Source organism: Haloferula helveola, assembly GCF_037076345.1.
Lineage (GTDB): Bacteria > Verrucomicrobiota > Verrucomicrobiia > Verrucomicrobiales > Akkermansiaceae > Haloferula > Haloferula helveola.
On record NZ_AP024702.1, the window covers coordinates 2848264 to 2873885 of the forward strand.

Annotated in this window: 23 protein-coding genes and 1 pseudogene; 7 read left to right on the forward strand and 17 right to left on the reverse strand. The window is 63.2% G+C overall.

All coding sequences use genetic code 11. The features are described 5' to 3' along the window. The first annotated feature begins 109 nt into the window (after positions 1-109). From HAHE_RS10485 to HAHE_RS10495, 3 genes and pseudogenes are all read left to right on the forward strand, one after another. On the forward strand, positions 110-1840 hold the full coding sequence (locus tag HAHE_RS10485) for a sulfatase (RefSeq protein WP_338684241.1): 1731 nt from the start codon (positions 110-112) through the stop codon (positions 1838-1840). A 40-nt stretch (positions 1841-1880) separates the two neighbouring features. Then, positions 1881-2690, forward strand: a pseudogene (locus HAHE_RS10490) (IS5 family transposase); the annotation flags it as partial. 72 nt (positions 2691-2762) lie between these two features. Then, positions 2763-3845, forward strand: coding sequence for a substrate-binding domain-containing protein (locus HAHE_RS10495; protein ID WP_338684243.1), 1083 nt, complete (start codon positions 2763-2765; stop codon positions 3843-3845). A 3-nt stretch (positions 3846-3848) separates the two neighbouring features. On the opposite strand, the gene HAHE_RS10500 is transcribed toward HAHE_RS10495, so the two are convergent. After that, entirely contained in the window at positions 3849-4607 is a 759-nt protein-coding gene (locus HAHE_RS10500; protein WP_338684245.1) for an aspartate/glutamate racemase family protein, read from the reverse strand. Beyond that, positions 4604-6328, reverse strand: coding sequence for a sulfatase-like hydrolase/transferase (locus HAHE_RS10505; protein WP_338684247.1), 1725 nt, complete (start codon positions 6326-6328; stop codon positions 4604-4606). Before HAHE_RS10505 ends, HAHE_RS10500 begins: the two co-directional genes overlap by 4 nt. Positions 6329-6457: 129 nt before the next feature. Here HAHE_RS10505 and HAHE_RS10510 point away from each other — a divergent pair, with 129 nt between their 5' ends. Next, a complete protein-coding gene (locus HAHE_RS10510; protein WP_338684249.1) occupies positions 6458-7276 on the forward strand; it encodes a hypothetical protein in 819 nt (272 codons plus the stop codon). A gap of 454 nt (positions 7277-7730) precedes the next feature. Here HAHE_RS10510 and HAHE_RS10515 read toward each other — a convergent pair whose 3' ends face one another. Continuing rightward, entirely contained in the window at positions 7731-8255 is a 525-nt protein-coding gene (locus HAHE_RS10515) for an RICIN domain-containing protein (protein ID WP_338684251.1), read from the reverse strand. Between the two features lie 36 nt (positions 8256-8291). Continuing rightward, complete coding sequence (locus HAHE_RS10520) at positions 8292-9023, reverse strand: STAS/SEC14 domain-containing protein (RefSeq protein WP_338684253.1); 732 nt, start codon at positions 9021-9023, stop codon at positions 8292-8294. A gap of 168 nt (positions 9024-9191) precedes the next feature. Here HAHE_RS10520 and HAHE_RS10525 point away from each other — a divergent pair, with 168 nt between their 5' ends. Then, on the forward strand, positions 9192-9992 hold the full coding sequence (locus HAHE_RS10525; RefSeq protein WP_338684254.1) for a ThuA domain-containing protein: 801 nt from the start codon (positions 9192-9194) through the stop codon (positions 9990-9992). A gap of 48 nt (positions 9993-10040) precedes the next feature. On the opposite strand, the gene HAHE_RS10530 is transcribed toward HAHE_RS10525, so the two are convergent. From HAHE_RS10530 to HAHE_RS10590, 13 genes are all read right to left on the reverse strand, one after another. Then, positions 10041-10952, reverse strand: a complete 912-nt coding sequence (locus HAHE_RS10530; RefSeq protein WP_338684255.1) for an oxygenase MpaB family protein — start codon at positions 10950-10952, stop codon at positions 10041-10043. Positions 10953-10962: 10 nt separating this feature from the next. Next, complete coding sequence (locus HAHE_RS10535; RefSeq protein WP_338684257.1) at positions 10963-11388, reverse strand: hypothetical protein; 426 nt, start codon at positions 11386-11388, stop codon at positions 10963-10965. Continuing rightward, positions 11385-12134 carry a hypothetical protein gene (locus tag HAHE_RS10540; RefSeq protein WP_338684258.1) on the reverse strand — a complete coding sequence of 250 codons (750 nt, stop codon included), beginning with the start codon at positions 12132-12134 and terminating at the stop codon, positions 11385-11387. The genes HAHE_RS10535 and HAHE_RS10540 overlap by 4 nt, the downstream gene beginning before the upstream one ends. Next, complete coding sequence (locus HAHE_RS10545) at positions 12121-12861, reverse strand: DUF2071 domain-containing protein (protein ID WP_338684259.1); 741 nt, start codon at positions 12859-12861, stop codon at positions 12121-12123. Before HAHE_RS10545 ends, HAHE_RS10540 begins: the two co-directional genes overlap by 14 nt. Continuing rightward, positions 12846-13214 carry a DoxX-like family protein gene (locus HAHE_RS10550; protein ID WP_338684261.1) on the reverse strand — a complete coding sequence of 123 codons (369 nt, stop codon included), beginning with the start codon at positions 13212-13214 and terminating at the stop codon, positions 12846-12848. The genes HAHE_RS10545 and HAHE_RS10550 overlap by 16 nt, the downstream gene beginning before the upstream one ends. A gap of 49 nt (positions 13215-13263) precedes the next feature. Then, positions 13264-14718, reverse strand: a complete 1455-nt coding sequence (locus HAHE_RS10555; RefSeq protein WP_338684262.1) for a UdgX family uracil-DNA binding protein — start codon at positions 14716-14718, stop codon at positions 13264-13266. Positions 14719-14988: 270 nt separating this feature from the next. Next, positions 14989-15435: an IS200/IS605 family transposase gene (tnpA, locus tag HAHE_RS10560; protein WP_338684263.1), complete on the reverse strand. Its 447-nt coding sequence runs from the start codon at positions 15433-15435 to the stop codon at positions 14989-14991. A 243-nt stretch (positions 15436-15678) separates the two neighbouring features. After that, positions 15679-16905: a putative DNA modification/repair radical SAM protein gene (locus HAHE_RS10565; protein WP_338684265.1), complete on the reverse strand. Its 1227-nt coding sequence runs from the start codon at positions 16903-16905 to the stop codon at positions 15679-15681. A gap of 75 nt (positions 16906-16980) precedes the next feature. Continuing rightward, positions 16981-17763, reverse strand: coding sequence for a sterol desaturase family protein (locus HAHE_RS10570; RefSeq protein WP_338684267.1), 783 nt, complete (start codon positions 17761-17763; stop codon positions 16981-16983). Further along, a complete protein-coding gene (locus tag HAHE_RS10575; protein ID WP_338684269.1) occupies positions 17760-18227 on the reverse strand; it encodes a hypothetical protein in 468 nt (155 codons plus the stop codon). The genes HAHE_RS10570 and HAHE_RS10575 overlap by 4 nt, the downstream gene beginning before the upstream one ends. 146 nt (positions 18228-18373) lie before the next feature. Then, entirely contained in the window at positions 18374-19183 is an 810-nt protein-coding gene (locus HAHE_RS10580; RefSeq protein WP_338684270.1) for a hypothetical protein, read from the reverse strand. Positions 19184-19258: 75 nt separating this feature from the next. Next, the gene (locus HAHE_RS10585) at positions 19259-20734 is read right to left on the reverse strand and encodes a DUF1501 domain-containing protein (protein WP_338684272.1); all 1476 of its coding nucleotides are present in this window, start codon (positions 20732-20734) and stop codon (positions 19259-19261) included. A gap of 253 nt (positions 20735-20987) precedes the next feature. Further along, positions 20988-23846, reverse strand: coding sequence for a PSD1 and planctomycete cytochrome C domain-containing protein (locus HAHE_RS10590; RefSeq protein ID WP_338684274.1), 2859 nt, complete (start codon positions 23844-23846; stop codon positions 20988-20990). 210 nt (positions 23847-24056) lie between these two features. On the opposite strand from HAHE_RS10590, the gene HAHE_RS10595 reads away from it, so the two are divergent. Both HAHE_RS10595 and HAHE_RS10600 read left to right on the forward strand, forming a co-directional pair. Next, complete coding sequence (locus HAHE_RS10595) at positions 24057-24776, forward strand: AraC family transcriptional regulator (protein ID WP_338684276.1); 720 nt, start codon at positions 24057-24059, stop codon at positions 24774-24776. 45 nt (positions 24777-24821) lie between these two features. Next, the gene (locus HAHE_RS10600; RefSeq protein ID WP_338684278.1) at positions 24822-25613 is read left to right on the forward strand and encodes a hypothetical protein; all 792 of its coding nucleotides are present in this window, start codon (positions 24822-24824) and stop codon (positions 25611-25613) included. The last annotated feature ends 9 nt before the right edge of the window (positions 25614-25622 follow it).

A 25622-nucleotide genomic window follows, 5' to 3' on the forward strand; every position in this document is an offset into this window, starting at 1 on the left:
ACGGTCCGCGAAGCGCGCATCCGTTTTTCACCCGGACCCGCGCGAGGCCCGGTTGTGGTGCTTCTTGTTTCATTCCCATCGCTGCAGGACCCGCTAGGATCACTGCAGCGTGAACTCCATTCTCCGAATCTTCGCGGCCGCTCTTGTTCTGGCTGCCAGTCATGCCTCCGCTGCCGACCGTCCGAACATCCTGCTGATCTGCATCGACGACCTGCGGACCCAACTCGGCTGCTATGGCGACAAGGTCGTCAAGTCACCGAACATCGACCGGCTCTCCGAGCAGGGAGTCATCTTCGACCGCTGCTACGTGCAGGTGGCGGTGTGCAATCCGTCGAGGGCCAGCATGATGACCGGGCTGCGGCCGGCGACGCTGAACTGCTACACGCTTCCCTACCATTTCCGGGAAACCAAACCCGACGCCGTTACGATGCCCCAGTATCTGCGCTCGCAGGGCTACCATGTCGAAGGCTACGGCAAGATCTTCCACAATCCGTGGCAGGACCCACGTTCATGGGACCGGCCGCATCAATTCGGTTCGGGCGATTACCGGCACTACGATGCCAAGCAGAAGGCCTTCATCGAGAAGGTCCGTGAGTCGCTCCCCGGCGATGACTGGCGCAAGTCGAACCTGCGCGGACCGGCGACGAATGCGCCGGACATTACCGACGAGCAACATCCTGACGGCGCGATGACTTCGCGGGTCATCGAGCGGATCCGCAAGCTCAAGGACGGGGACAAGCCGTTCTTCGTAGCCGCGGGTCTGATCCTGCCGCACCTGCCATGGTGTCCTCCGAAGAAATACTGGGATATGTATGATCGGGAGAAGCTTCCGCTCGCGTCCAACCCCGACTTGCCCAAGGGAGTCCCGCCGGTGGAGTTGGGAACCAACTATGAGTTCAGTCATTACGCCGACCTCATCGATTTTCCGACCCCAACCGGCGGTCGCGTCAGCGAGAAAGAAGCGCGCCGACTGATCCATGGCTATCTCGCTTCGGTCTCATTCGCGGATGCCCAGGTAGGCCGCTTGCTCGGTGCCCTCGACGAAATGGGTCTGGCGGAGGACACCGTCGTCGTCCTGTGGTCGGACCATGGCTACAAACTCGGAGAGCACGGCGGGTGGGGGAAGATGACGAATCTCGAACTCGATACCCGGGTTCCGTTCATTATCCGGGATCCGAAGGCGAAGGCGAATGGCAAGCGCTGTGGTAGGCTGGTCGAGACGGTCGACCTCTTCCCGACGTTGTGTGAGTTGGCGGGGGTCAAGGTACCGGGCTTCCTCGAAGGGAAGAGTGCGGCGGCATTACTCGAAGATCCCGCTGCCGACCACATCGGCGCCGCCTTCAGCCAGTACGTCTATCGGCCGTTGATCGGCAACAGCATCCGAACCGCCGAGTGGAGATATACCGAGTGGCGCGAGATGAAGGACGGATCGGTGAAGGAGCGCGTGCTATACGACCACCGGAGGGATGATTCGGAGGACGTGAACGTCGCCGACCAACATCCCGAGATCATCGCCAAGCTTCAGGCGGAACTGAATAAGACGTTGCCGCCGAGTCCGGTGAGCCTGCGGGCGAAGGTCCACTCGAAAGCGGGAGGACCGAAGACATCGCTGGAGTTCGTCAATCAACACGACGGCGTCGTCCGGCTGACGTGGATCGATCCCTCGGGCCGGCGCGGCCGTCACTGGGACATCGGGAAGGATGGGGTCCAGCCGATGGGAAGTTTTGTCGGTCACGTCTTCGTCGCGGAGAGCCTGGATGGGCACTACTTCGAGACCATCACGGTGAAGAAGCTGCAGAAGGACGGCCCGGCTGTCATAGAGCTGGGCAAAACGGACTAGGATCTGTTCACGAATTAAATCTGTACTTTTCCTGAAGCGTTTGTTTCAAGCTTCGGATGCCAGCTGGACATCCTCGAAGCATGATCACCGACGAGATTTGGGAGCAGATTGAAAGTGCTCTGACCAAGGCGAAGCATTCGCGTGCGGGAGCTCCACCGGCCATGAGTGATCGCGAATTCATGGAGGCGGTTCTTTATCTGAACCGGACAGGTTGCCCGTGGCGCGATCTACCTCCTGAACTGGGCTATTGGCATGCCGTCTACATGCGTTTCCGGCGGTGGCAGGAGCGTGGTGTGTGGAAGCGCCTTTGGCAGGAAATGCAAGGCGGGCACTTTGCCGGAGCTCGTGAACTGATGATGGACTCCACCACAGTCCGAGCTCATCAGCATGCGGCCGGAGCGCCAAAAAAAACTCTTCCGATCAGGCTCTCGGACGCTCTCGAGGGGGATTGAGCACCAAGATTCACGCAGCAACCATTGATGAGAACTGTAGCGTGGCGCTGCATCTTACCCCTGGCCAGGCCCATGATGGCAGGCAGTTCGAGACACTCTTCGAAAGCCTCCAGCCGGAGAACGTTCTGGAAGCAGCCATGCTCGACAAGGGTTACGACGCCAATCGCATCCGCGAGCGCCTGAACTTCGAGGGCATTGAAGCGGTGATCCCGCCGATCAACTCAAGGGCAGGCGTCATCCGGTATGACCGGAATCGCTACCGCCGCCGAAACCGGGTCGAACGGTTCTTCAACAAGATCAAACACTTCCGACGCATTGCCACGCGCTACGACAAGCTTTCTCAGACCTTTTTCTCTGCGGTCTATCTGGTAGCGGCATTCATCATCGCACGCAATTCGTGAACAGATCCTAGGTTTCTGCGGCCACGTTTGATCTGGACCCCACGCAACCCCGGGTCAAGTGTTCCGACGATGGATGACCGGGTCGAAAGGAAGTCACTTGCGGTGCAGGTGGCGGACCGCATGGAGGCGGCGATCCGTTCGGGGCAATGGGCCGGAAAGCTCCCCGGGAACCGGACTTTGGCGGAACGCTATGGGGTCAATCGCAAGACCTGCGTGGCGGCGATGGATGTGCTCGAGCAGAGGGGTCTGATCGCTCCCGCGGAGGTCGGTCGGTGCAGGAAAGTGCTGCCGTTGGAGGACGGGAAGCCGGGCACCGTGACCAAGCGGCAGCGGTTGCTGATCCTGCGGCCGACGGCCTCACCGATGAATCTCGAGGATGAGAACCTGCTGCGGAGTTTCCACGAGGCGTGGGAAGCGGCCCGCGGCGGGGTGGTCTGGGAGCGGGTTGACTACGGGAGATATCGTAATCCGGGTCCGGTGCTCGACAGGCTGATCGAGCGCCATCAGGCGGCGGCGCTGGTCCTTTACGTGCCGCTGCACCAATGGGGCACCGCAGCGGTCGAACGTTTGCCGAGTTTCCAGGTGGGCGGGGTGCATGGAACGAGCCCGAAGTTCAGCATGTGCTCGTTCGCCATCAACGAGGGCATCGAAGCCGTCGCCCGGTACTTGGCCGGTCTGGGCCACCGGAGGATCCTGATCCCGGTCGACTCGATCTCGGGCGGCTTCAGGGAAGCGTTCATCATCGGTCTTGCGAAAGGGCTGGGAGAGCCGCCCGAGTCGGGCACAGTCGAAGACCTCTGTCCGAGTTTCCCCGAGCCCGTGCCCGAGGTTTGGCGAACCTATTGGGAGAAGTCGTTCCGGCGGGTTCGCCCGACGGCCGTGGTGGTCACAGAAGACGTCCACCTGCTCTCGCTCTACGGTTTCTGCGCTGACCGGGGAATCCGGATCCCGGACGAGCTGTCGGTGATCAGCACCAATTACGAGAGCCACTTCGAGTGGTGTCAGCCGAAGCCGACGATGCTTCGTTTTCCCAATCGCAAGGCCCTGTCCCATTTCAAGGAATGGCTCTCGGGCGGCTTGCGGCCGATCGGCAAGCACTTCCTGAAGATGGACATCGTCGAAGGCGAGAGCGTCGCGAAGGCGAAGGCGTGACCTTCAAGCTTCGGGTGACTCGTCCCCCGCAATGAAGCGCACGATCTGCTCGCAATGGCAGGCGAGCGAATCGATGAGCGGCAGCGCAGCGGCTCCGCCATCCATGAGGAGAGGAAACTCCGTGCAGCCGAGAACGACGGCCTCCGCTCCCGACTCGGCAAACTGCCGGACCTGGTCGAGCAGGAGATTGCGGGAGTCATCGTCGAAGTGCCCCATGGAGAGCTTCTCCACCACGCAGCGATGGATCGCTTGGCGCGCTGCCTCGGAAGGCACGCTTGCCTTCAGGCCGTGCCGGTGCCGGAGACGGCCGAGAAGAAAGTCCTCCTCCATCGAGAACCGTGTTCCGAGCCATCCGATGTGTCGGAACTCGCGGCGGGCGCACTCGCGACCGATACCGTCGGCGATGTGAAGCACGGGGATGCGCAGTGCCGACTGGACGGCATCGTAGATCTTGTGCGGCGTGTTCGCACAAAAGGCGAGGCCCTCGACGCCGGTTGACTGGAGCTCCAGAGCCGCCGCCTCGAAAAGTTCGAGGATCGCTTCCCAGTCGCCCCGCTTTTGTGCCGCGTGGATGGAGGCCTGATCCAGGCTGGCGAGGTTGAGCCTCGGGTTGGTGTTGTTTCCGTGGCGCAGGTTGATGGCATCGTTGATTGCCTCGTAGAACGAAAGCGTCGATCGCCACGAAGTGCCACCTATCAGGCCGAACTTGCGGAGCGACGTCGTCTGGACGCCCTGCGGTTGAATGGTCGAGCCGAGCTTCATCGGATGACGGCCTTGGCTGCGCGGTCCTCGACCTTGAAATAGCCGAGGCACTTCTCCGAATCGTCGCGGATCGCCCAGACCGAACCCGGCCGTCCACGGACTTCGAGGTTCTTGCCCGCGGCGATCGTGCCTTTCCCGACCGGTTCTCCTTTCCCGCTGACCCAATCGAGACGGACGGGTTCGCCGCGCCGGTTGACGAAGACGATTCTCATCAGGTTGCCATCGGGCTTCGACGGGGGTAGGTCAGCCGCGTCGGTGCATGCGGTCCACGGCAATGCGGGGAGATCCTTGACCTTCACCTCGGGGCGATCGGCAAACTCCGTCGGCGCAAGCTTCCGCATCCGCTCGAGGTCGGAGGCGTGCTCCGGCTTTCCGGCGAGGTTGTTCCACTCGTAGGGGTCGGAGGAAATGTCGTAGAGCTCCTCCGATCCGCCGGCGTAGCGAATGTAGCGCCAGTCCTTGCCGCTGACGCCGACGCTCTTTCCATCCTGAAGAAAGGTGAGCGCCGCCGGCATGATGGAAGCGGCGGGATTCTTCAGGATCGGCACCACGCTCTTGCCGTCGATTTTTTCGCCGTCGGGAAGGCCGCACAGTTCCGTGAGCGTGGGAAAGAGGCCGAGCAGGCTGACCGGGGCGTCACTGTGGGAGCCCGCCTTGGTGCCGTCGGGCAGCGCGTTGGAAATGCCCGCGGGCACCTTCATCATGAAGGGCACCCGGGTGCATGCCCGCCACATGGTGAACTTCTGCCAGTGCTCCTTTTCGCCGAGGTGCCAGCCGTGGTCGGACCACAGCACGACGATCGTGTTGTCCTTGTTGGGGCCTTTCTCAAGCGCATCGAGTACTCGGCCAAGCATCGCATCGGCGAAGTGGATGGATGCCAGATAGCTCTGCACTCCCTGCTTCCATTGTCCGTGTTCCCGGATGTGCGCGAAGTAGCGGTTTCGGGCGAGGTTCCTGCCTTGCTCCGAAAGGTCGTCGAGATCGTCTTCCTTGTAGCCGGGAGGAAGCTGGGTCGAATCGAGCGGGAACTTCTCGAAGTATTTCTTCGGGACAAACCACGGCTCGTGCGGCCGGTAGATGCCGCAGGCGAGAAAGAACGGCTTGTCGTGGGTCTTGCCGAGTTGCTTGCCGACCCATTCGCTCACCGTGTAGTCGCCACCGAATTCCTCGTCGCTGACGTCGAGCGGACCCCAGTCGGTCTCGATGTACTGCCATGGCCCGCCACGAGGCAGGGACAGCGGGCGTTTGTCCGGATACTTCGTTTCCGGGATCGGCATTTCGGTGGACGGCTCGGGGAAGTAGTCGTCCCAGGATTGGGCATCGATGATGTAGTGCAGCATCTTGCCCGAACCGGTCGATCGGTAACCGTGATTCGAGAAGTGCTTCGGCAGCAGGGTCGCGTCCGGCAGCACGTCGCGGAGCTTCTGGGCGTTTTCGTAAATGCCGGACTTGTGGGGCGAGCGGCCGCTGAAAATGGAGATGCGCGACGGATTGCAGGCGGGTGCCGCGCAGTGGGCGTTGGTGAAGAGCATGCCTTCCGCCGCGAGCCGGTCGAGGTTTGGCGTGACGGTCTGCGGGTGACCGCCCATGCAGCCGATCCAGTCGTTCAGGTCATCGAGGGCGATGAACAGGACGTTGGGGCGTTGCTCGGCGCGCGCCGTACTCGTCAGCACGAGCAGCAGGACGGCCAGCAAGCGGGAGAGTTGGAGGAAAGGAGTCATGGACTGAGGAAGAGTCTCGAGAGGAGCGATCGTCAACGCAAGGGCGGGAAGGCCTGACGGACCGGCCCATTCCGCAAGCCGGTCGGAAGGAATGGACGCAGGGGGTGAGGTTGGGGATGCTCTCAAGTCATGAAGCGCTGGGCAAAACGGATGCTCCTTGGGGTGTGGCTCGTTGTGGGTCTGTCGGCGATCGCGAAGGGGGGCGGGGCGGAGTTCGCAGTTCGTGTCGAGGACCCGGAGTCGCTGCTCGGCGATCGGAGTGTTGCGTTCAAGCGGACCGTCGAGGCCGCGGCCGGGATGTGGGGCGAGCACCTCGCGGGCGAGGCACGAATTGAGGTTCTGGTGATTCTCAAACCCGGTGAGGGACGGGCGAGTTGTCGTTGTCCCTCGATGGTTCAGATCGGGAAACATGGAGCTAACCGGCTCTTCGAGCCCAGCGCGATCGCCAAGCTCAAGGGTCGGGAGGTGAATACCGGCGGCCAGCCGGATATCGAAATCACGGTGATGGGCGCCTACCTCAAGGACCTTTGGTTCGACCCCGAACCGGAGAAGCGTGAGGCGGTGATTCCTCGCGACAAGCTCGACGCGCTCTCGCTCTTCATGCACGAGATCGCCCACGCCATCGGCTTCAACGGCTGGCTCGATGAGAAGACGGGGAAGCCGAAGTCGGACATGGTGAGCACCTACGACCAGCGGATCATCTTCGAGGAGGGGCGATTCTACTTTGTCGGATTGCGGGCGATGAAGGTTTACGGCGGGCCGGTGCCGCTCAGCACCGAAACGAACAACTACCACCACGTCGGGCTGAAGGGTGTCGAGTATCCTGAGATGCTGGTCGACGACCTGATGAACGGAGTCGTGTTCCAGCGCGAGGACCGGTTCTCGATCACGCCCCTGGATCTCGCGATCCTCGCGGACGCCGGGGTCGAGTTGAAGGGCGGGCAGTAGCCGGAAGTGCCGCCCCGCCGGCCATCAGACCGAGGGGCCATGGGGGAGGGGGGCCGAGCGGCGATCGGGTCGAGGGGCCATCGGACTACGGGATGAAATCAACAGCACCGAAGGGACGACGGCACTTAGCCACGGGGTTCACCCCGTGGTCGCCGGGCATCGGACAAACATGAAGCGCCGAAGGTGCGCAGGCGGGATAGGTATGTGGTGCGGCTGCGGGGGTTCAGCCGGCCTCGCCTGCGCCCCTCCGGGGCTTGGATTCTTTCCTGCTGAATGTCCCCGGGGCGAACCCCGGGGCTAAGTGCCGTCGTCCCTTCGGGACTGTTTCGGTGACGGGGCCGTGGGTAGTCCGGGCGCTCGTTCGAGACTGGCCCGATCACGGGGCTGTGGGCGACTGGGACGCTCCTTCGGGAGTCTTGCGGAGTGGCGTGTCAGCCGGCGACTGCCTTCCCACCTAATCTTCGACTTGGATGCCCCAAGCTTGGTTAGATGCCCCCGTTTCCTGCCGGACTTGGATGGGGGCGCTGTCGGCGGTGGATTCATCCGCCACCTCAAGCAGTCGCCCTGAACCTGCATTGATGATGCGGTAGTAGGATTCGTCGATGGCTTGGAAGCGCCAGCGTTGGCTGGGCTGGCCTTCATCGGTGGCAACGATGACGGAAGAGCCGTCGTCCTCGCCGGTCGCTCCGAGCACCAGACCGTTGAAGAGGATCTTCCATCGGCCATCGTCGTCCCGTTCCAGAGTCCAGATCTGGCCCCCGCCGCCGTGTGCGCGCTGGATGACCGACGTGTCCTCAAGGGTCAGGCAGCTGTCACTGTGTTTCGCCCGCAGCATCAACGGCGTGTCGACCGGGGGCAGCTCGACCGTGGATTCGGACGTCTCCGGGTCGCGATCCGGGGCGTCGGTTCCGGGTTCCGAGCAGCCGATCGTCGCGACGGCGAGGAAGAGGGCTGCGGCTCGCGCCGTGCGGGCGTTCATCCTTGTTGGGTTCAGGTGCGAGATCCTGCAGCTTGGTCAGCTGCTCGCCCAGTCCCAAGCGTCGTATTCCTCGGCCTCGTCAAAGGCGCGGATCTCGAGCGAAAACGGATTCGGAATCGACGCGAGCCGGTGGGTCCACTTGGCATCACCGATGAGCGCCATCTTGCGGATGTCGCCAACATGCTTGAGCCCGAATTTCAGATCCTTGAGGACCGCGCCGAAGTCGACGCCTTCGAGGTCTTCGAGATCGATCAGGAACGAGACCGGCGCGTTTTCCGCAAGGATCCCTTCCATCCACTCGACCAACTCGCCGTAGGCCTCGGTGTGGATCGTGCCGTGAACGTAGATCCAGACGAGCTTGCGGTCCGGAAACCATCCGCGGCGAATCGCCGAATGCGGCTTGGTCCGGCCTGCCTCGAGCCATGCCATCGCTTCGTCCGCCTTCCCCGAATCGAAGTGCGCGATCTCGGCGTGGAGGAAGTGCCGGGCGATCTTCGGCAGCGCGGTCAGGAAGCGGCTGTCGGAGACGACCGCCAGCCGCGGGACTTCCTTCTGGTGCTGTCGGACAAATCCGAGGTGCTCGGTCATGCCGGCGAAATCCTTCCATCCGGGGAACGCCTCCGCCTCGATCATCACCCCGGCGAGTTTACCGCCGTCGGCGACCATGGCGTCGACTTTCTCGCGGACCGAGGCGACGTCTTCCTTCGAGATCGGCCCTGAGGGTCGCAGGACCAGGATGGAGTTCGGGAGGATTTCGGATTCAATCATAGCGTCCGATCCTGAACCCCCGCCAGCCGGGCTGCACGCACTTTTCCCCTGCAGGTCGGGGGAACTTCGAGGTGGCGGTCCCGGCTGTCATCGCTGAGATTGGTCTGGCAATTCGCCGAATGACTTCCTTCGCTTCCCGCGTATAGCCGCCACATTCCGATCCAAACCATGAAATCCCTGACGATTCTTTTCGCCACGACCCTCGCCGCCTCGGTTCTCAATGCCGCCGAGCCGCTGAAGGTCATGCTCATCACCGGTGGCTGCTGCCACGATTACAAGACCCAGACCGAGTTGCTGAAGAAAGGCCTCGAGGAACGGATCAATGTCGAGGTCACGCAGATCCACGTCGACGACGGCAGCACCAAGCCGCCGCTGCCGATTTTCGGCCATCCCGAGTATGCGGCCGGCTACGATCTGGTCATCCACGACGAGTGCGCGGCCGGGATCACGGACATCGCGACCATCGAAGGCGTCCTCAAGCCGCACGTTGACGGTCTTCCCGGGGTGAATCTCCACTGTGCGATGCACAGCTACCGCTTTGGCAACTTCAAGAAGCCCGTCGAGATCGGAGCCGACAACTCGAAGTGGTTCGAATACCTCGGCCTGCAGTCGAGCGGTCACGGTCCGCAGAAGCCGATCGACATTTCCTTCGTCGACAAGAACCACCCGATCACCAAGGGCATGGCCGACTGGACGACGATCAAGGAGGAGCTCTACAACAACATCGCGGTGCACGACAGCTCGCACGTGTTGGCCAAGGGCAAGCAAGGCAATCAGGAGACGGTTGTTGCTTGGACCAACCACTACGGTCCGAAGAAGACCCGGGTGTTCAGCACAACGATCGGCCACAACAACGAGACGGTCGGCGATGCCCGCTACCTCGACCTCATTGCCAAGGGCGTGCTTTGGGCGACCGACAAGATGGACGCCAAGGGCAAGCCGCTCGAAGGCTTTGGCCGCAAGAAGTAAGGCTTTCGCCACGGGAAATACCTGCTTCCGAATTTCAGGGCGCCGTTCTCAGGAACGGCGCCTTTTTGCGAGATAGTCGGAGGGGAGTCCCATCCGCAGACACGATTGGGCAGCAGGTGTCGAGTCGAGCGGAAGCCAGTCGATTTGCGACCCCAAGGTCCGGAGCAGCAAGCGGCCACCGGGCGGCAGATTGGCGAGCTTGCGCAGTCCGAGGCGTTCTTGGACCGCCGCCGGCAGGATCGAGACCGCTGCCCGGATCACGAGCCCGGTCATCGGTTTGAGAGGGCGCGGGAAGAGCTCGACGCCGCGCAGGATCCGGAGGAAGTCGTGGACGATCTCCGACGGCTCGAGATCCGGAAGCGTGTTGTCGAACAGGGTGAGCAGCTCCGTTTCGGACGACGGAGGATCAAGCGCCCCGTAAAGCAGGGCGGCCGGCACGCCCTCGGCAATGAAGCGGTCCCGGTCGGCTGCGGATACCGGCCTGACAAACTGACGGTAGGCCTCGAGGAATCCGAAAAGCGCGGTGGCGTGGACCCAGCGAAGCAGGACGGGGTCGTCGGCCCGGTAGGCAATTCCGTCCGGGGTGGTGCCCTGGATCTTCGCGTGCATGCGACCGATCCCTGCGATCATTTGCTCGGCCGTGCTGCGGGCGCCATAGACGGTGACCATCGCCGCCATGCCGGTGCGGCGCATGCGGCGGAGCGGGTCGGTGGCAAAGCTGCTGTATTCCCAAACCCCGGAGCGGACACGAGGCTCGGCGAGTTCGAGGAGGACCGCCGCGATGCCCCCGATCAGCAGGGACACGGGATTGCGGAAGACTTGCCATGAAGCCGAGTCCGCCTCCGCCAGAGCGGCTTCGCCGACCGGCTTGGTGAAGTCGATCGCGAGACCGGCATCGTTGGTTTCCAGCTGCTCGCGCAACAGGGAGTCGAGGCGTTTGACAAGGAATCGCGGAATCATGACGCACCCCTCACAGCCATCCCTGCTGAATCAGCGCGCACGCTCCGAAGACGAGGACGAGATAGAGCCATACGAAACTGAAGAACCAATGCATCGAGTTCTCGAACGGCTTTCCGTTCCACCACTCGGGCCGGTAGGTCGTCCATTGGAAGACGAGTCGAAGCGACCAGAATGCCGTCAGCGACCAGGTGCCCCAGCAGGCGGCGCGGGTCGGTGTCAGGAAAATGGACGGGTCGACCAGCGCGGGCAGCCCCATCGCGACGAGCACGACGCACACGAAGAAGGTGTGGACGTGGAACACGGTGGCGTTGAGTTCCGACATCCGGGCTGCTTCCTCGTGCCACTTGAGGTAGCGCGCGATGGGCATGTGCAGGAAGGCGAGGCCGATCAGTCCGGCGCCGGCGATGCGGAGGAGGATGGGCAGGATCTCGATCATTGGAGGACGAAAACGCGGACGAATGGCGTGATGCGGAACTGGCTTGCGGGCTCGAGGCCGGCGCTTTCCCAGCACGCTTGCCATGAGCTTGCCGGGTGAAAGTGCATGAATCCCGGGCCGAAGGCGATGAAGTTGGCGAGGTCCCGCACATGCTCGACGATCACGATGCGGCCGCCGGGGTTGAGGGCGTCCTTGGCTTGGGAAAACCACGTGGCGCGTTCCGCATCACTGCGGAGCTCATGGATGGACAACGGACCGACGATCAGGTCGGCGTGGATTTCCGGCCAGCGGTCGAATGGAGCGGCGAGCGCGTCCGGACCCGGCGGGAAGGCACGACGCGCGCGATGGATCGAGGCCTCGGTCATCCGATCGGCGTCGTAGTGGTCGAGCACCGTGAAACTGGTCTCGGGCATCACGGCCCCGAGGGCTTCCGACGCTTCATCGAATCCGGACACGCAGACAATCGCTTCCTTGGGAGGAGGGTCGCCTGACAGGCCTCGCAGCCAATCCCATCGGTAGAGGGGTGATCGGTCGTAGACCCAGTGTGAGGTCACCAGTGAGCCGGCCAGAAACCACAGCGAGCCGAGCGCGGCCGCCATCGATGCCCAGAAGATCCATGGGTTCGAAACGGAAACGATCAGGATGGTCGCGGCGACTAATACCAGCGTCGCAACGAGGTAGAATGGCCAGTTGTAGCGGACGATCGCGAGCATGCCCGCGAAACGCGTGCGGTCAGGAGCGGGCATGGAGGTCAAGAAGTCGGCCGCGTTCCCAGCGGTAAGGGATGTTCTCGACCGCGAAGGCGTTGGCGAGTTGCGGCTCGACGCCGCGGAAGGGTTCTTCATCGAAAAGGCCGACTTCGCACCCGAGGACCTTGAAGGGACGGGGTTTCCAGGTGGCGCGTTTGCCCTCGATCGCGACCACGCCGCCGGACGGTTCGACGTCGAAGGTGAATGGCATTGGCCCCGCGAACTGACGCGCGGTGCGCCAGTCGGGAAACGGTGAGCCTTCCGGGAGGCCGGCGTCTTGCGATACCTCGTATCTCAGGTCGAGAGACAGTCGCCCATCCGGTCGACGGGTTTGCAAACGCCCGGGTTCGTCACGGATCGCGACTCTACGATAGTTGTAGTGGGTCAGAAGATTTCCCGAAAAAACCATGCGGGCTTTGTCGGTCTCGCTGCGCAGGATTTTCAGACCGCGGAGCCGTCGGTCGCCGTCCGGCGCGCGGACGAATACGCGGTAGCCCGAAAGAAAGAAGTCTTGGCCGAACATGGCAGGCATGGCGGCCGGACGGAGGCCCTTGGTCCAGACCAGCGCCACGGTTACGAAGCCGAGATCCCCGTAGCGGTCGATTTCGAGAGGCTCGGGAACCAGCGGCTTCAGCACCTCGACGGGAAAGGCGAAGGATACGGCCATCACCCGGTCGAAGTGAGCGACGACTGGGAACGGGTGGCGTTTCAGCGCGGCGAACATGGACGGGTGCGTTCGGTCAGGTAGACGATGACGATGAATGCGAGCGCGACGGCGGCATTCACCGCTCCGAAAAGCAGGAGGTCGCGGGCGAGCGTGAATTCGATCACGTTCATCACCGCGACGAGTCCGATCTGGACGGTCGCGCAGAGCCGGGGGCGGAAGCCGCTGAGGATCCACGCGGCGATGCCGATCTCACCGATACCGATCGCGATGGTGATCAGTCCCGCGAATTCCTCGCCTAGGATGCGTGCGACGATCTCGCGGTGGCGCGGGACGAGTCCGAGCACCTTGCATCCCAGACCCATCGTCAGCCAGACGGCGGCGAGGGCGTATCGGAGGACTCGGTGGAGCATCGGGATCGCTTCATGTCTAAGGTGACCCGGCCGGTGTGGCGAGCGGGCATTAAGGCGATTCGGTAATGGCCATCCTGAGGTCCGCCACGAAGCGTTTGTAAGCCTCCTCGGCTTGGTTGGCAGGAAGTCGCAGGAGGTAGGATGGGTGCACGGTGACAATCACGGTCGGCGCGAGATGGGGGGCATCGATACGGCCGCGGTTGGCGGTTACCTTGAATCCAGGGCCGAGCAAGGAGTGGGCCGCGGTTCCCCCGAGCAGGATCAGGACGCGCGGTGCGAGGGATGACAGCTCGGCGAGTAGCCACGGCTTGCAGGCGTCGATTTCACCCGCGTCCGGCTTCTGATGGAGTCGATGTTTTCCGCGGGCCGTCCATTTGAAATGCTTCACCGCATTGGTCAGATAGGAGGTGGAGCGGTTGATGCCCGCATCAGCCAGGGCGCGGTCGAGGAGTTGTCCGGCGGGCCCGACGAACGGGCGTCCTTCCAGATCCTCGCGGTCGCCGGGTTGTTCGCCGACGATCATGATGCTTGCATTCTTTGGTCCCTCGCCGGGCACGGCTTGGGTGGCGCGCTCCCATAGCGGGCAAGCCCGGCAGGAAGCCAGCAGGCGCGCGATTTCATCCGGTGGGGTGCCGGGCGGAGGGAGCGAGCAGGCAGGTTGTTCCGAGAGCTGCTTCAGGTGATCGAGATAGGCGTTCTTCGGTTCGCGCTTCAGCGGGCGCAGCGGGGTTTCCAGCATGCCGCCGGTGCGTGGGCGACTGTCGCGCACGAGTTCTCCGATGAGTTCGGCTTCAGGAAGGTTCTTCCAATAGCGCTTGGGCATTTCCGCCTGCATCGCCTTCGTCTTGAGCCGGGCCGGGTTGAAAATACTGCGGTAGTAGGTTCGCCAAGCGTCCTCAAGCGCGTCGGGGTCGTCGCAGGGGTCCTTGGCGACACCTTCCGTGAAGCCGAGTTTCTCACCATCCCAATGCGCGCATCCCTTCGGCGTGAAGATCGACCAATCCATGTTGGCGAAGCGCTTGCGGAAGAAGGGTGAAGCGGCCTCGACGATGAAATGGTCGGGCTCGAACCACGCGACGAAACGTTCCCGGCCGGTTTCGCTTTCGCCCACCTTTCGGAAGCGGACGAAGGCGTGCATCTTGTGGATCTCCCGGCGGACGTTCTTTTCCATCATCCGGGCACGCGAGATGTCGGGATCGGAGGAGATGGCGGGTAGCGTCCGTTCGCCCCCCTTCACGATTCGCCAGACGATCCGATACAGCAGAGCCCAGCGGCGGGGGTCGGAGTGGCAGGCGACGTTCTTCGCCAGCTCGACGAACGATTTCGGGACGTCGATCGGGGCAGGGTGGGAGACCACGTAGTTGGCGGGTTCCTCAGCGAGCCCGCCGAACAGCCCGGCTTCCTTTTCCCAGAGGATGTTTGCGGGCGCGACGTCCTCCGCAAGCAACCGCCGGGCGGCGTCCCGCCAAGTCGAGAAGCGGTTTCCTGGATCAACGGAGCGCATGGAAGTGGCTAGTGGCTAGTGGCTAGTGGCTAGGGAGCAGTGAGCAGTGAGCAGTGAGCAGTGAGCAGTGAGCAGTGAGCAGTGAGCAGTGAGCAGTGAGCGGGATGCGGGATGCGGGATGCGGGATGCGGGATGCGGGATGCGGGATGCGGGATGCGGGATGTCAATAGCCCCGAAGGGGCGACGGCATTTAGCCACGGGGTTCACCCCGTGGATCTGGGGTGGGTTTTGATTTGGAGCCCCGGAGGGGCGCAGGCGGACGTGGCTTCATCATAGAAACTTCGCATCATACGAAATCTCGTGGACATCCAAGAACCGCTGAAACTCATCTCGGAACGTCGCCTCCCGGTGATGCTCCGGTTGTTTTTGAATGTAGCGACGGACCTTGGGGATGTCCGACATGCTCACGGCGAAAGCGCCATATCCCTCCTGCCACGCGAATGGGAGATGGTGCCGGTGATTCGCCGACACCCAGCCGGATGACCTGGACTTCACGACGCGCATCAAGTCCGCAAGCGCGGTCTTTGGCGGGAGCCGGACCAAGAGGTGCACATGGTCGGGCATGCCGCCGATTTCGATGAGAACCGCATCAAGCGACCGGGCAATGCCGCCAATGTAATCGTACAAGCCGGGTTGGAGTTCAGCATGAATCAGAGGCGAGCGGTCCTTCGTCGCGAAAACGATATGGTAGTGGAGCGCGGTGTAGGTTCCGGGCATGGCGGTGTCTTTGGATGGGGCGGAGTCTGCCTGCGCCCCTCCGGGGCTCTTGATTTCTGCGGTGGGGTTCCACGGGGTAAACCCCGTGGCTAACCGCCGGCGCCCCTTCGGGGCTGAAGAAAGTTTGGAGCGTCGGACTGCAGAGACCGCTTGGTCGGACTTCGGGATATGGCGGGAAGTCAGGGGTCAGGGGTCAGGGGTCAGGGGTCAGGGGTCAGGGGTCAGGGGTCAGGGGCTGATGGCCTAACAGAACAATTCGAGCTGCTCGGGTTTGGGGGCGAAGCGGGCGAGGAGGCGGTCGCTGTCGAGTTCGGCGGCAGGCGGGCGATGGTCGGCGGTGATGAGGAAGGGCCGGACCTTGGGGAGGGATATGCGCAGCCGTGCAAGGTCTTCGAGCCGGACCCACGCGTGTCGCCGGATGGAGAGGATCCGATCGACATTCCTCGGACCGAGACCGGGGACCCGCAGGAGCTGTTCACGCGTCGCGGTTCGCAGATCGAGGGGGAACTGGTTCCGGTTCCGAAGCGCCCACGCCAGCTTGGGGTCGAGGTTCAGATCGAGGTTCGGCTGTTGGCTCGTCAGGATCTCACGGCGGTCGAAGCCGTAGAAACGCATCAGCCAGTCGGCCTGATACAGACGGTGCTCGCGAACCAGAGGGGCGGGCTTGGCGGGAAGAATCGCGGATGGCTCCGGGATCGGACTGAAGGCGGAGTAGTAGACCCGCCGGAGCCGGTACGAGCCGTAGAGTTCCTCCGAGCGCTCGAGAAAATCGGCGTCGGTCGAGGCGTCGGCTCCGACGATCACCTGGGTGCTCTGGCCGGTGGCGTGGCGCAGCTTGCGGTCGCCGGTTCTCCGTCGGTCGGCGGCATCGTCGAGCTTCAGCCGGATGCGCCCCATCGCGTGCTTGGTACGGGCGAGATTCTTTTCCGGCGCGAAACGGTCGAGGCTCTGCTGCTTCGGCAGTTCGAGGTTGATGCTGATGCGGTCGGCGTAGCGGGCGGCCTCCTCGATCAGCTCCGGCGATGCCTCGGGGATGGTCTTAAGATGGATGTAGCCGCGGAAGTCATGCGTTTCGCGGAGCGTGCGTGCGACCTCGATGACCTGCTCCATCGTATGGTCGGCACTGCGGATGATGCCCGAGCTGAGGAACAGCCCCTCGATGTAGTTGCGCTTGTAGAAGTCGAGGGTGAGGCGGACGACTTCCTCAGGGGTGAAGGCGGCGCGGCGGACGTTGCTCGAGCGGCGGTTGATGCAGTAGTGGCAGTCGTAGAGGCAGCGATTGGTCAGAAGCAGCTTGAGCAGCGAGATGCAGCGGCCGTCCGGGGCATAGCTGTGGCAGATGCCCGCACCGCCCGCGGAGCCGACGCCTTTGCCGCGGCTGGAGTCACGACGCTGGGCCCCCGAGCTGGCGCAGGAGGCGTCGTATTTGGCGGCGTCGGCGAGGATGGCGAGTTTTTCCTGAAGATCCATACTGTCCGCGTGAACAGTATATGATCCTGCGGGGATCTCCAGTCGAAATTGCTCGGTTGGCGGCTCGGGAAACCGTCACTTCTTCGCCTTCCCGCTCCTGCGGAACGGGTGGAGCAGTTGGCCCCAGTAGGACCGGGCGATCGGCTCGTGGATCCCGAAGGCCTCCGGTTCGTGGTCCGGGCAGCGGTAGGTGCCGAACATCAGGTCCATCAGTGGAGAAATGTTGGCGTAGTTTCCGGCGTCGCGTGCCCGGTCGTGATGCCAGTGATGCAGCTCGGGAGCTCCGATGAACCACCGCAGCGGGCCGATCGGAAGCCGGACGTTCGAGTGGATGTAGATCGCCCAGATGCCGCGGAACGCGATCAGGACCGTCAGGGTTTCGAGCGGGAATCCAAGCAGGAAGGCCGGCAGGTTGATCAGTCCCATCGTGTAGACGGTGTCGACCGGATGCTCGCGGTGGGCGGCGAGCCAGTCGAGGTGCTCGGCACTGTGGTGAATCGAGTGGAATCTCCAGAGAAACGGGACCCGGTGCTGGATACGATGACCCCAGTAGATGAAGAAGTCGCTGAGGATCACCACCTCGATGGCCTGCAGCCAGAACGGCTGGTCGGCGATCGCCGTGCGGAAGGCCACAGGTGCGAGGCCGTCGATCCAGTCGCCGAAGCGGGACAATACCCACAGCACGGCACCACCCCACAGCAGGTACTGGCCGAGGAAGAAAAGGACGTCGGTCCAGAACTCCGGGCGCAGGAATTTCTGATCCCGCTTGGCCGGGAAGGCGAGTTCGAGCGGCCGGAAGACAAGGCAGAGGAACAGGAAGCTGCCGCCGGTGGCCAGAAGCGTCCAAACGAAGGTCATTTCTTTTCCTCTTTTTCTTTTTCGTCAGGCTCCTTCTCGGTCGGCGGAAACAGGATCCCGCTGATCGACTTCGAACCGGGCAGGACGGTTCGCGGGGCCGGCTCGGGGTCGGGCTGTGGTTCCGGTTCTTCGATCGGGGGAAGCACGAAGTCGTCCGCGTTCGACGGGTCGACCTCGAGAAACTCGGTCGCGATCATCGATTTCGAACTGCTCATCACCGCGCGTTTTCCGGGATCATTCTCGCCATCGGGCGGATCCTCGAATTGCAAATCGATGACATCCCGACCCGGCGACTTCGAACCGACCATCAGGGTGACGGGAGCGGTTTCCTCCGCAGCTTCCGCAGCATTCTTGGCGGCTTTGTTTGCCTCGTGGTTCCGCCAGCCGATGTACCCGGAGGCGAGGCCGATCGAGAAGATCAGCGGAATGAGCTTCCGGGCCGTGACTTTCGGATTCTCCGTCATCCCTCAGCAAATACGGAGCGGGGGACGCCCGGTCAAGCGGGTGAAGTGCGGTTTACAGAAAGTTTACCGCAGGTGGAGCGCCGGTTATGGAACCGGCATCAATCGGTAGGGCCCGGTGCCGGTTTTATGACCGGCGCTCCATCACGTTACTCCGGACTCCACTCGCCGATGAACTTGCGGTCGTCCTCGGAGAGAATGTCGAGCGGGATCGTCATGCTGCGTCCGTCGACCCGGGCGGTCACCTTGTCGCCGGCGCGGCTGAGGAGGGTCGCCTTGATCTGGCGGCCGTCCTTGTGGGTCAGCGTGCGGCTGACCGGTTGGGGCCGATCGGTTGAGGAGAGCTTGCCGCCGGAGCGTTCGCTCTCCTTCGGCAACTTCTTCTTCACCGAGTTCAGGCTCTCGGATTCGTGAAGGAGGATGATCGCGTCCAGATTGAAGTTCTGCGACCGGCCGCTGATGGTGAGCTCGTAGGTCTCGCCTTCCTTGAGCGTGTAGATTGGATCCCACTTCTTGTGGTTGGCATCCAGTTTGACGCACCAACCCCAGCCATCCGCACTGCCGCCGAACATTTTGGTGTCCGAAGTCAGGATGCTCTTCGGGGTCTTGCTGCCGGAGTCGAAGTCGCCGTCGAGCGCAACGTAGCAGTCGTTGCAGATGTCCTCGCGTTTCGAGATCAGGCGCTTGTGACCGCGAAGGATGAGCGAGTAGTTGCCGGGCTTCGAAACCTCGAAGCGATACTTCAGTGGCGAGTTCGCCGGACCGGTTTCTGGCTTGTTTCCCGTGAACTCGAGATGGCCCTCGCCGGAAAATCCTGCGACCGAAGTTTTCAGCTCCCACTTACCGAGGCGCGAAGCTGTGGACTCGGCCTCGATCATGACGACGCCGCCTTTTTCGAGGAAGACCGGATCGTCGGCACCAAAGGCCGGCAGAGCGAGCAGCAGGGAAATCCAACGCATACCCGCGAACTTGGATGATCGTCCGCCTGCGGGCGAGATGATCCTATGGCATGACCGGCGAGCCGCGCCGGAGCGTCACGCGATCACATCCTTCACCACCCGCGATGGCTTGGTCACATTGCTGAGGCGCTGGTCGAGGCCGGAGAAGGGATAGGTGAAACGCTTGTGATCGAAGCCGAGGAGAGTGAGCAGCGTGGCGTGGAAGTCGTGGGCGCTGACCTTGTCGACCGCCGCCTCGTAGCCGATCGGGTCGGTCTCGCCGTAGGAGAAGCCCGGCTTCACGCCGCCGCCGGCCATCCACAGGGTGTAGGCCGACGGGCTGTGGTCGCGGCCGACATTCCGCATCTCGACGCCGCCGCGATTCTCGCGCATCGGCGTGCGGCCGAACTCGCCGGACCAGATGACCAGCGTTTCATCGAGCAGTCCGCGTTGCTTGAGGTCCTTGAGCAGTGCCGCGATCGGCTGGTCGATCTGGCGGCACTTGTCGGCGAAGCCTTTGCGCAGGTCCGTCTGGTCGTTGGTGCCGTGGGAATCCCAACCCCAGTCGAAGAGTTGGATGTAGCGGACACCGCGTTCAGCCAGTCGACGCGCAAGCAGGCAGTTGTTGGCGAACGACTCCTTGCCGGGCTGGGTGGCGTAGGCTTGGTGGACGGCTTCGCTTTCCTGCGAGATGTCAAACGCGTCGGAGGCGTGGATCTGCATCCGGAATGCCATCTCGTACTGCGCGATGCGCGTCATGGTTTCCGGGTCGCCGATCTCTGCGGCGACGTGCTGGTTGAGGTCGTTGAGCGCGTCGAGCGTGCGGCGGCGGAGCTTCTGGGAAACGCCGTCGGGATTGCCGAGGTAAAGCACCGGGTCGCCTTGCGAGCGGCATTGGACGCCTTGGTAAACGCTCGGAAGGTAACCGGAGCCCCAGACCGACTTGCCGGCGTCGGGGTTCTTGCCGCCGGAGGTCAGCACGATGAAACCGGGAAGGTTCTGGTTCTCGCTGCCGAGCCCGTAGGTCGCCCATGCGCCGGCCGACGGGCTGCCCGGAATCTGGCTGCCGGTGTGGAGCAGCAGCTGGGCGGGGCCGTGGTTGAATTGGTCGGACCACATCGACTTGATGAAGCAGACATCGTCGATCATCTCCTCGAGGTGCGGCATGCGGTCGGAGATCCACTGGCCGCTCTTTCCGGCCTGGTGGAAGGGATACTGCGAGCCGAGCATTTTCGGCACGCCCTGGATGAAGGCGAACTGCTTGCCATCGAGAAACTCCTGCGGGCAGTCCTTGCCGTCGTATTTGGTCAGCTCGGGTTTGTAGTCGAACAGCTCGAGCTGGCTTGGCGCGCCGGCCATGTGGAGGTAGATCACGCGCTTCGCCTTCGGGGCGAAATGCGGGATGTCCGGTGCCAGCGGGGCAGCCGGATCCTTCTGCAGTTTCGCGCCGAACAAGGAGTCCGCCTGCGAGCCCATCCACAGGGCGCCGAGCGAAAGCGCCGATTGGCTCAGGAAGTGTCGACGGGTCAGGTGCTGGACGCGGTCGTGCTGGAGTTGTTGGAAGAGGTTCATGAAAGTCGTAAGCCCGGAGGGCTGCAGGCATTTAGCCACGGGCTTCAGCCCGTGGAACGAAGGTGAAAGGACATGCAGCCCCGAGGGGGCGAAGGCAGGGCGGGATGCATCAGGTGAGTCATCGACTGCCTGCGCCCCTCCGGGGCTTGATTCGATAGGTGACGCGGACCCACGGGCTGAAGCCCGTGGCTAAATGCCTGCGCCCCTCCGGGGCTGAAGGAGGCATCGTTTCGGCGAAGTTTTTCGAAGAAGTTCATCGATTCAAAGCCAGGTCGGAGTTGAGAAGGGTGTTGGCGACGAGAACCAGCGCGGCCTCGTCGGGTGATTCACCAAGCTTTTTGGATTCGGCGGGGCTGGCCTCGTAGTCCGACTTGGCGTCGGCATGCAGGGAGGCGAGCGTGTCGAGGATCTCGGGTTCGGGATCGCGCAGCGTGATCAGCCGGTAGCCATGGGCGAGCCGCACGCGCAGGTCGGTGCCGGCCTCGGTCATGCGCTTGGCGAGCCCTTGGGCGAACTCGATGTGGGCCGGATCGTTGAGGGTGACGAGCGCCTGCAGCGGCGTGTTGGTGGTGATGCGCCGGGCCACGCAGACGTCGCGCGCGGAGCCGTCGAAGGTCAGGAACGCGGGGTAGCCGGCGGTGCGTTTGTTGTAGGTGTAAACGGCACGGCGGTAGCGGTCTTCGCCCGTCGAGGTGTTCCACTTGGCGCCGCTGTAAACCGAGTTCCAGACGCCTTCCGGCTGGGGCGGGTAAACCGGCGGACCACCGGTCTTCCGTGACAGCAAGCCAGAGACCAGCAGCGCCTGGTCGCGCACCATCTCGGCGGTGAGGCGGTTGCGCGGGCCGCGGGCGAGCAGGCGGTTGCGGGGATCCCTTTCAATCATTTCCGGAGTCGCCTTGTTGGTCTGGCGATAGCTGGACGAAAGCACGAGTTCGCGGAGGAAAGGTTTGAGGTGCCAGTCGTGATCATCGCGAAGCCGGAGCGCGAGGAAGTCGAGGAGTTCGGGATGCGTTGGCAACGCGCCGGAACTTCCGAAGTCCTCAAGGGTCTCGACGATGCCGATGCCGAAGAGGTGCGCCCACAGGCGATTGGCGAGCACGCGTGCGGCCAAGGGGTTTTCGTCGCTGACCATCCACCGCGCCATGTCGAGGCGGTCCTTGGCCTTTTCCGGACCTCCGAAGAGTTCGGGAATGCCGGGCTCGACGACCTTGTCGAGCGTCATGCGGTTGCCGCGGATGAAGACCCGCGTCTCGCGCGTCGCGGCGCCGACCCGATCCTTCATCACCGGGATCGTCGTGCCCTTGATGGCGTCGTACTGCTTCTTCGTATTCTGATGCTCGTCCCACAACTTGTGGTGCTCGGGAGAATCGAGATAGCGGCTCAGGGTGTCGTCGCCGGTCACCGAAATCCGGAACCGAGGCAGCACGGTGTTCTGGCTCTCGTTGCAGCGGGCACCGTGGCGGATCTTGATCTCGAGCTTCTCACCGGGTTCCGGCTCCACCTTGGTCTTCGGAATGAACCATCCGGTCCGCGGCGCCTTGGTCATCGGGTATTCGCCGAAGCCTGAGCGGCCCTTTTGCAGGGCGTCGTTCGGATCAAAGGGGCCGGCGAGATAGTCGGCGGCGACCTCGCGCATCTCGATCGGGCGGCGCTTGCCGTCGGCCGAGACGAAGGCGGCTTCGAACAGGGTGATCACCGCACCCCGACCGCGCCATTCTGCGGGATCGTCCTGTTCCGGGAAGATCTCGACTTTGAACAGCCCCGCCGTCGACGCATCGCTCTCGAGGATGAATGAGCAGTCGGAAGGAGTGGTGCCGGAGGTGACCACCACGCCGTCGGCTTGCTGGGAAAGCGCGCCGGTTCCGGGTTGGACGATGGCCTTGGAGAAGTTCAGCGCGTTCCATCCGTCGGTGTCCTGGGCCAGCTTGCGCATCGGGGCGTTCAGCTCGTGGCGGGTGCGGTCGATGGCTTTTTCCAAGCGCACCGCGTCGGCCTGCTGGGCCGGGTTGTTCGCGACTTTGGTACGAGGGAAGTCGGAGTTGATGTCGACGTCCTCCGAGTTGTTGAAGAAGGCCTTGAAGCGATAGTAGTCCTCGTGAGGGATCGCGTCGTACGGGTGGGCGTGGCACTGCACGCAGCCGAAGGTAGTCGCGTTCCACGCCGTCCACGTCGTGTTGACGCGGTCGATCACCGCCGACATCCGCCATTCCTCGTCGTCGGTGCCGCCCTCGGTGTTGTTCTGGGTGTTGCGATGGAATGCGGTGGCGATCAGGTCGCCGGGTTCCGGGTTCTCCTGCAGATCACCGGCGAGCTGCTTGATGGTAAACTCGTCGAACGGCATGTCCGCGTTGAAGGCGTCGATCACCCAGTCGCGGAATGGCCAGATGGTGCGATGCGGATCCTTCTCGAATCCGAAGGTGTCCGAGTAGCGGGCGAGGTCGAGCCACATCGCGGCCCAGTGCTCGCCATAGGCGGGCGACGAGAGCAAACGATCGACCTCGGCGGAGTAAGCAGCTTCGGCATCCTTGGCGACCGCTGCGCGGAAGCCGTCATATTCCTCAAGCGTCGGAGGCAATCCGGTCAGGTCGAGTGAGGCACGTCGCAGCCACTCGGCCGGATCGGCCGCGGAGGATGGCGTGAGTTTTTCGGCTTCGAGGCGGGCCAGCACGAAGCGGTCGAGGTCCTGCCGCGGCCACTCCGCGTTCTCCACCTCGGGCACGGGTGGCTTCTCCGGTTTCTGGAACGACCAGTGGTCGCCCCACTCGGCGCCCTCGGCGATCCATTTCGTGAGGATCTCGATTTCCTCCTGCGGCAGGGGCTTCGGGTGGTGGTCCGGTGGCGGCATCCGGTCGTCCGGGTCATCGGTCAGGATACGTCGGATCATCTCCGAGGCATCCGGGTCGCCGGGGACGACGATCGTCTTGCCCGACTCGCCCTTTCCGAGGGTGTCCTCGCGATACAGATAGGAAACGTCGCCCGCCTTCTTCACCCCGCCGTGGCAGGTGGTGCAGTTCTTCGTCAGGATCGGGCGGACGTCGCGGTTGAAATCGATCTCGCCGGCCGACGCGGGAGCGAGGCACGGGAGCAGGAGCGTGGGAAAAAGGCGGCGCATCTTGTGGCGGCACTATACGTCAGCGATCCCGAATCATTCGGTATTCCGACTTGTGAAATTTGAGTAAAATTTGTGTTTTATGTTCAATTCTGCCCTATCTGTGGAAGCTTGTCGGCGATGGAGAGTCGCTGGACCCGCTGGACCACCCAGATCCGTTGTGGATTGGGCTCCTTGGTCGAGGCGGGTGAGGTGACTCATTCCGGGGGCGGAATGGCCCGTTTCCGCTACCTGCGGCGCTACGCGCTCGTGCTGATCACCCGTGGTTCGGGGATCTATGAGGACGAGAAAGGTCGCCAGCGGAGTCTTTCGGCGGGCAACTGGATTCTGGTGCTTCCCGAACTCGGCCATTCCTATCGCCCGCTGGTTCCGGGTGGGTGGGACGAAGTCTATGTGATGTTCGAAGGGCCGGTGTTCGAGGCGTGGCGATCGGCGGGGCAGTTCGAGGCCGATCGGTTGGTCGGATTCGTCAGCAATGTGAAGTCGGTCGTTTCGCGCCTGAAGAGGGAGGTAATCGAATCGACCGCTCCCGTGGTGGTCCGCCTGTGCTCATTCCAGACCCTGCTCGCCGAAGTGCTGGAGGGTGCGGACGATGTCTGGGACAGCGAGGTCAAGGGGCCGCCGTGGTTCATCGACGCCTGCCGGTTGCTGGCGCGTCCCGGAGCGTCGGCGCGGCAGGTCGCGGGAGATCTCGGACTGCCTTACGACACCTTCAGGCGGAGGTTCCGCGAGCACGCCGGCATGCCTCCCCATCGCTACCACCGTCACCAGATCGTCAACCGCGCCGAGCGGATGCTCGACCAGACCGACATGAAGTCCGCCGACGTGGCCGAGGCCCTCGGGTTCTGCGACGAGCCGTATTTTTCGCGCGTCTTCAAGGAGATCACCGGCCGCTCGCCGAGGGAGTACCGTCAGCGTCAGGAGTTAGGATGACGGGAGGTTTGACACCGGGGCGCGCAGTCTGGCTTTTTGGGAACGATGAGCATCAACTCCCTCGCCCCCCGCCTGCTCTGGCTGGCTCTAATTTCCCCCGTGACCGCCACGGTCCTGACCGACTTCAACAGCGGCAACATCGTGACCGACTTCGAGTTCAACGACGCCGCGGGGACCACGATTGAGAACACGGTGAACACCGGCACTGAGGGCGGTTCGTGGGACACCGACGGGGATCTGGCAGGCACCTCGACGAATGGCGCCGGGCAATTCGACGCGTCCGGCAAGGCGAACACGGACTTCGGGTCGGTTTACGTCGATATCAACGGAATCAACAGTGGGCGTGTGCTGGCGCTGTTCCATGTCTCATGGTCGTTCGATGATGCGATCTACGATCCGGCACAGGACGAGGAGTTCCGGCTTTCCCTGATCACTTTCGACCCACGTTCGACCTTCGTGACGGCCGAGACGTTCTTCACCCGCACCGGTGCCGATGAGGTGACGATGTACGGGAACGCGGTCGGGACCGGTGCGTCGGATACGCCGGATGTGTTCTTTGGCGGCAGCGGCTCGCTGCTTACCATCTTCGATATCGATCTCGATGCTGCCACCGCCGAACTGTTTTACTCGTCGGACGGAGGCGCGAACTTCAGTTCGGCCGGCGTTGCGACTCTGGACCCGACCCGCGGCATCGAGTCGGTTCGTCTCGTCCTCAACGAGGACTACAGCGACGACAGCCTGCTGATCGAGCGGGCTGCGGTGTCGGTGATTCCCGAGCCGTCCGTCGCGGTGCTCGGGCTGCTGGGACTGGTTCCGTTCTTCCGTCGACGTCGCTGAGTCGCCCCA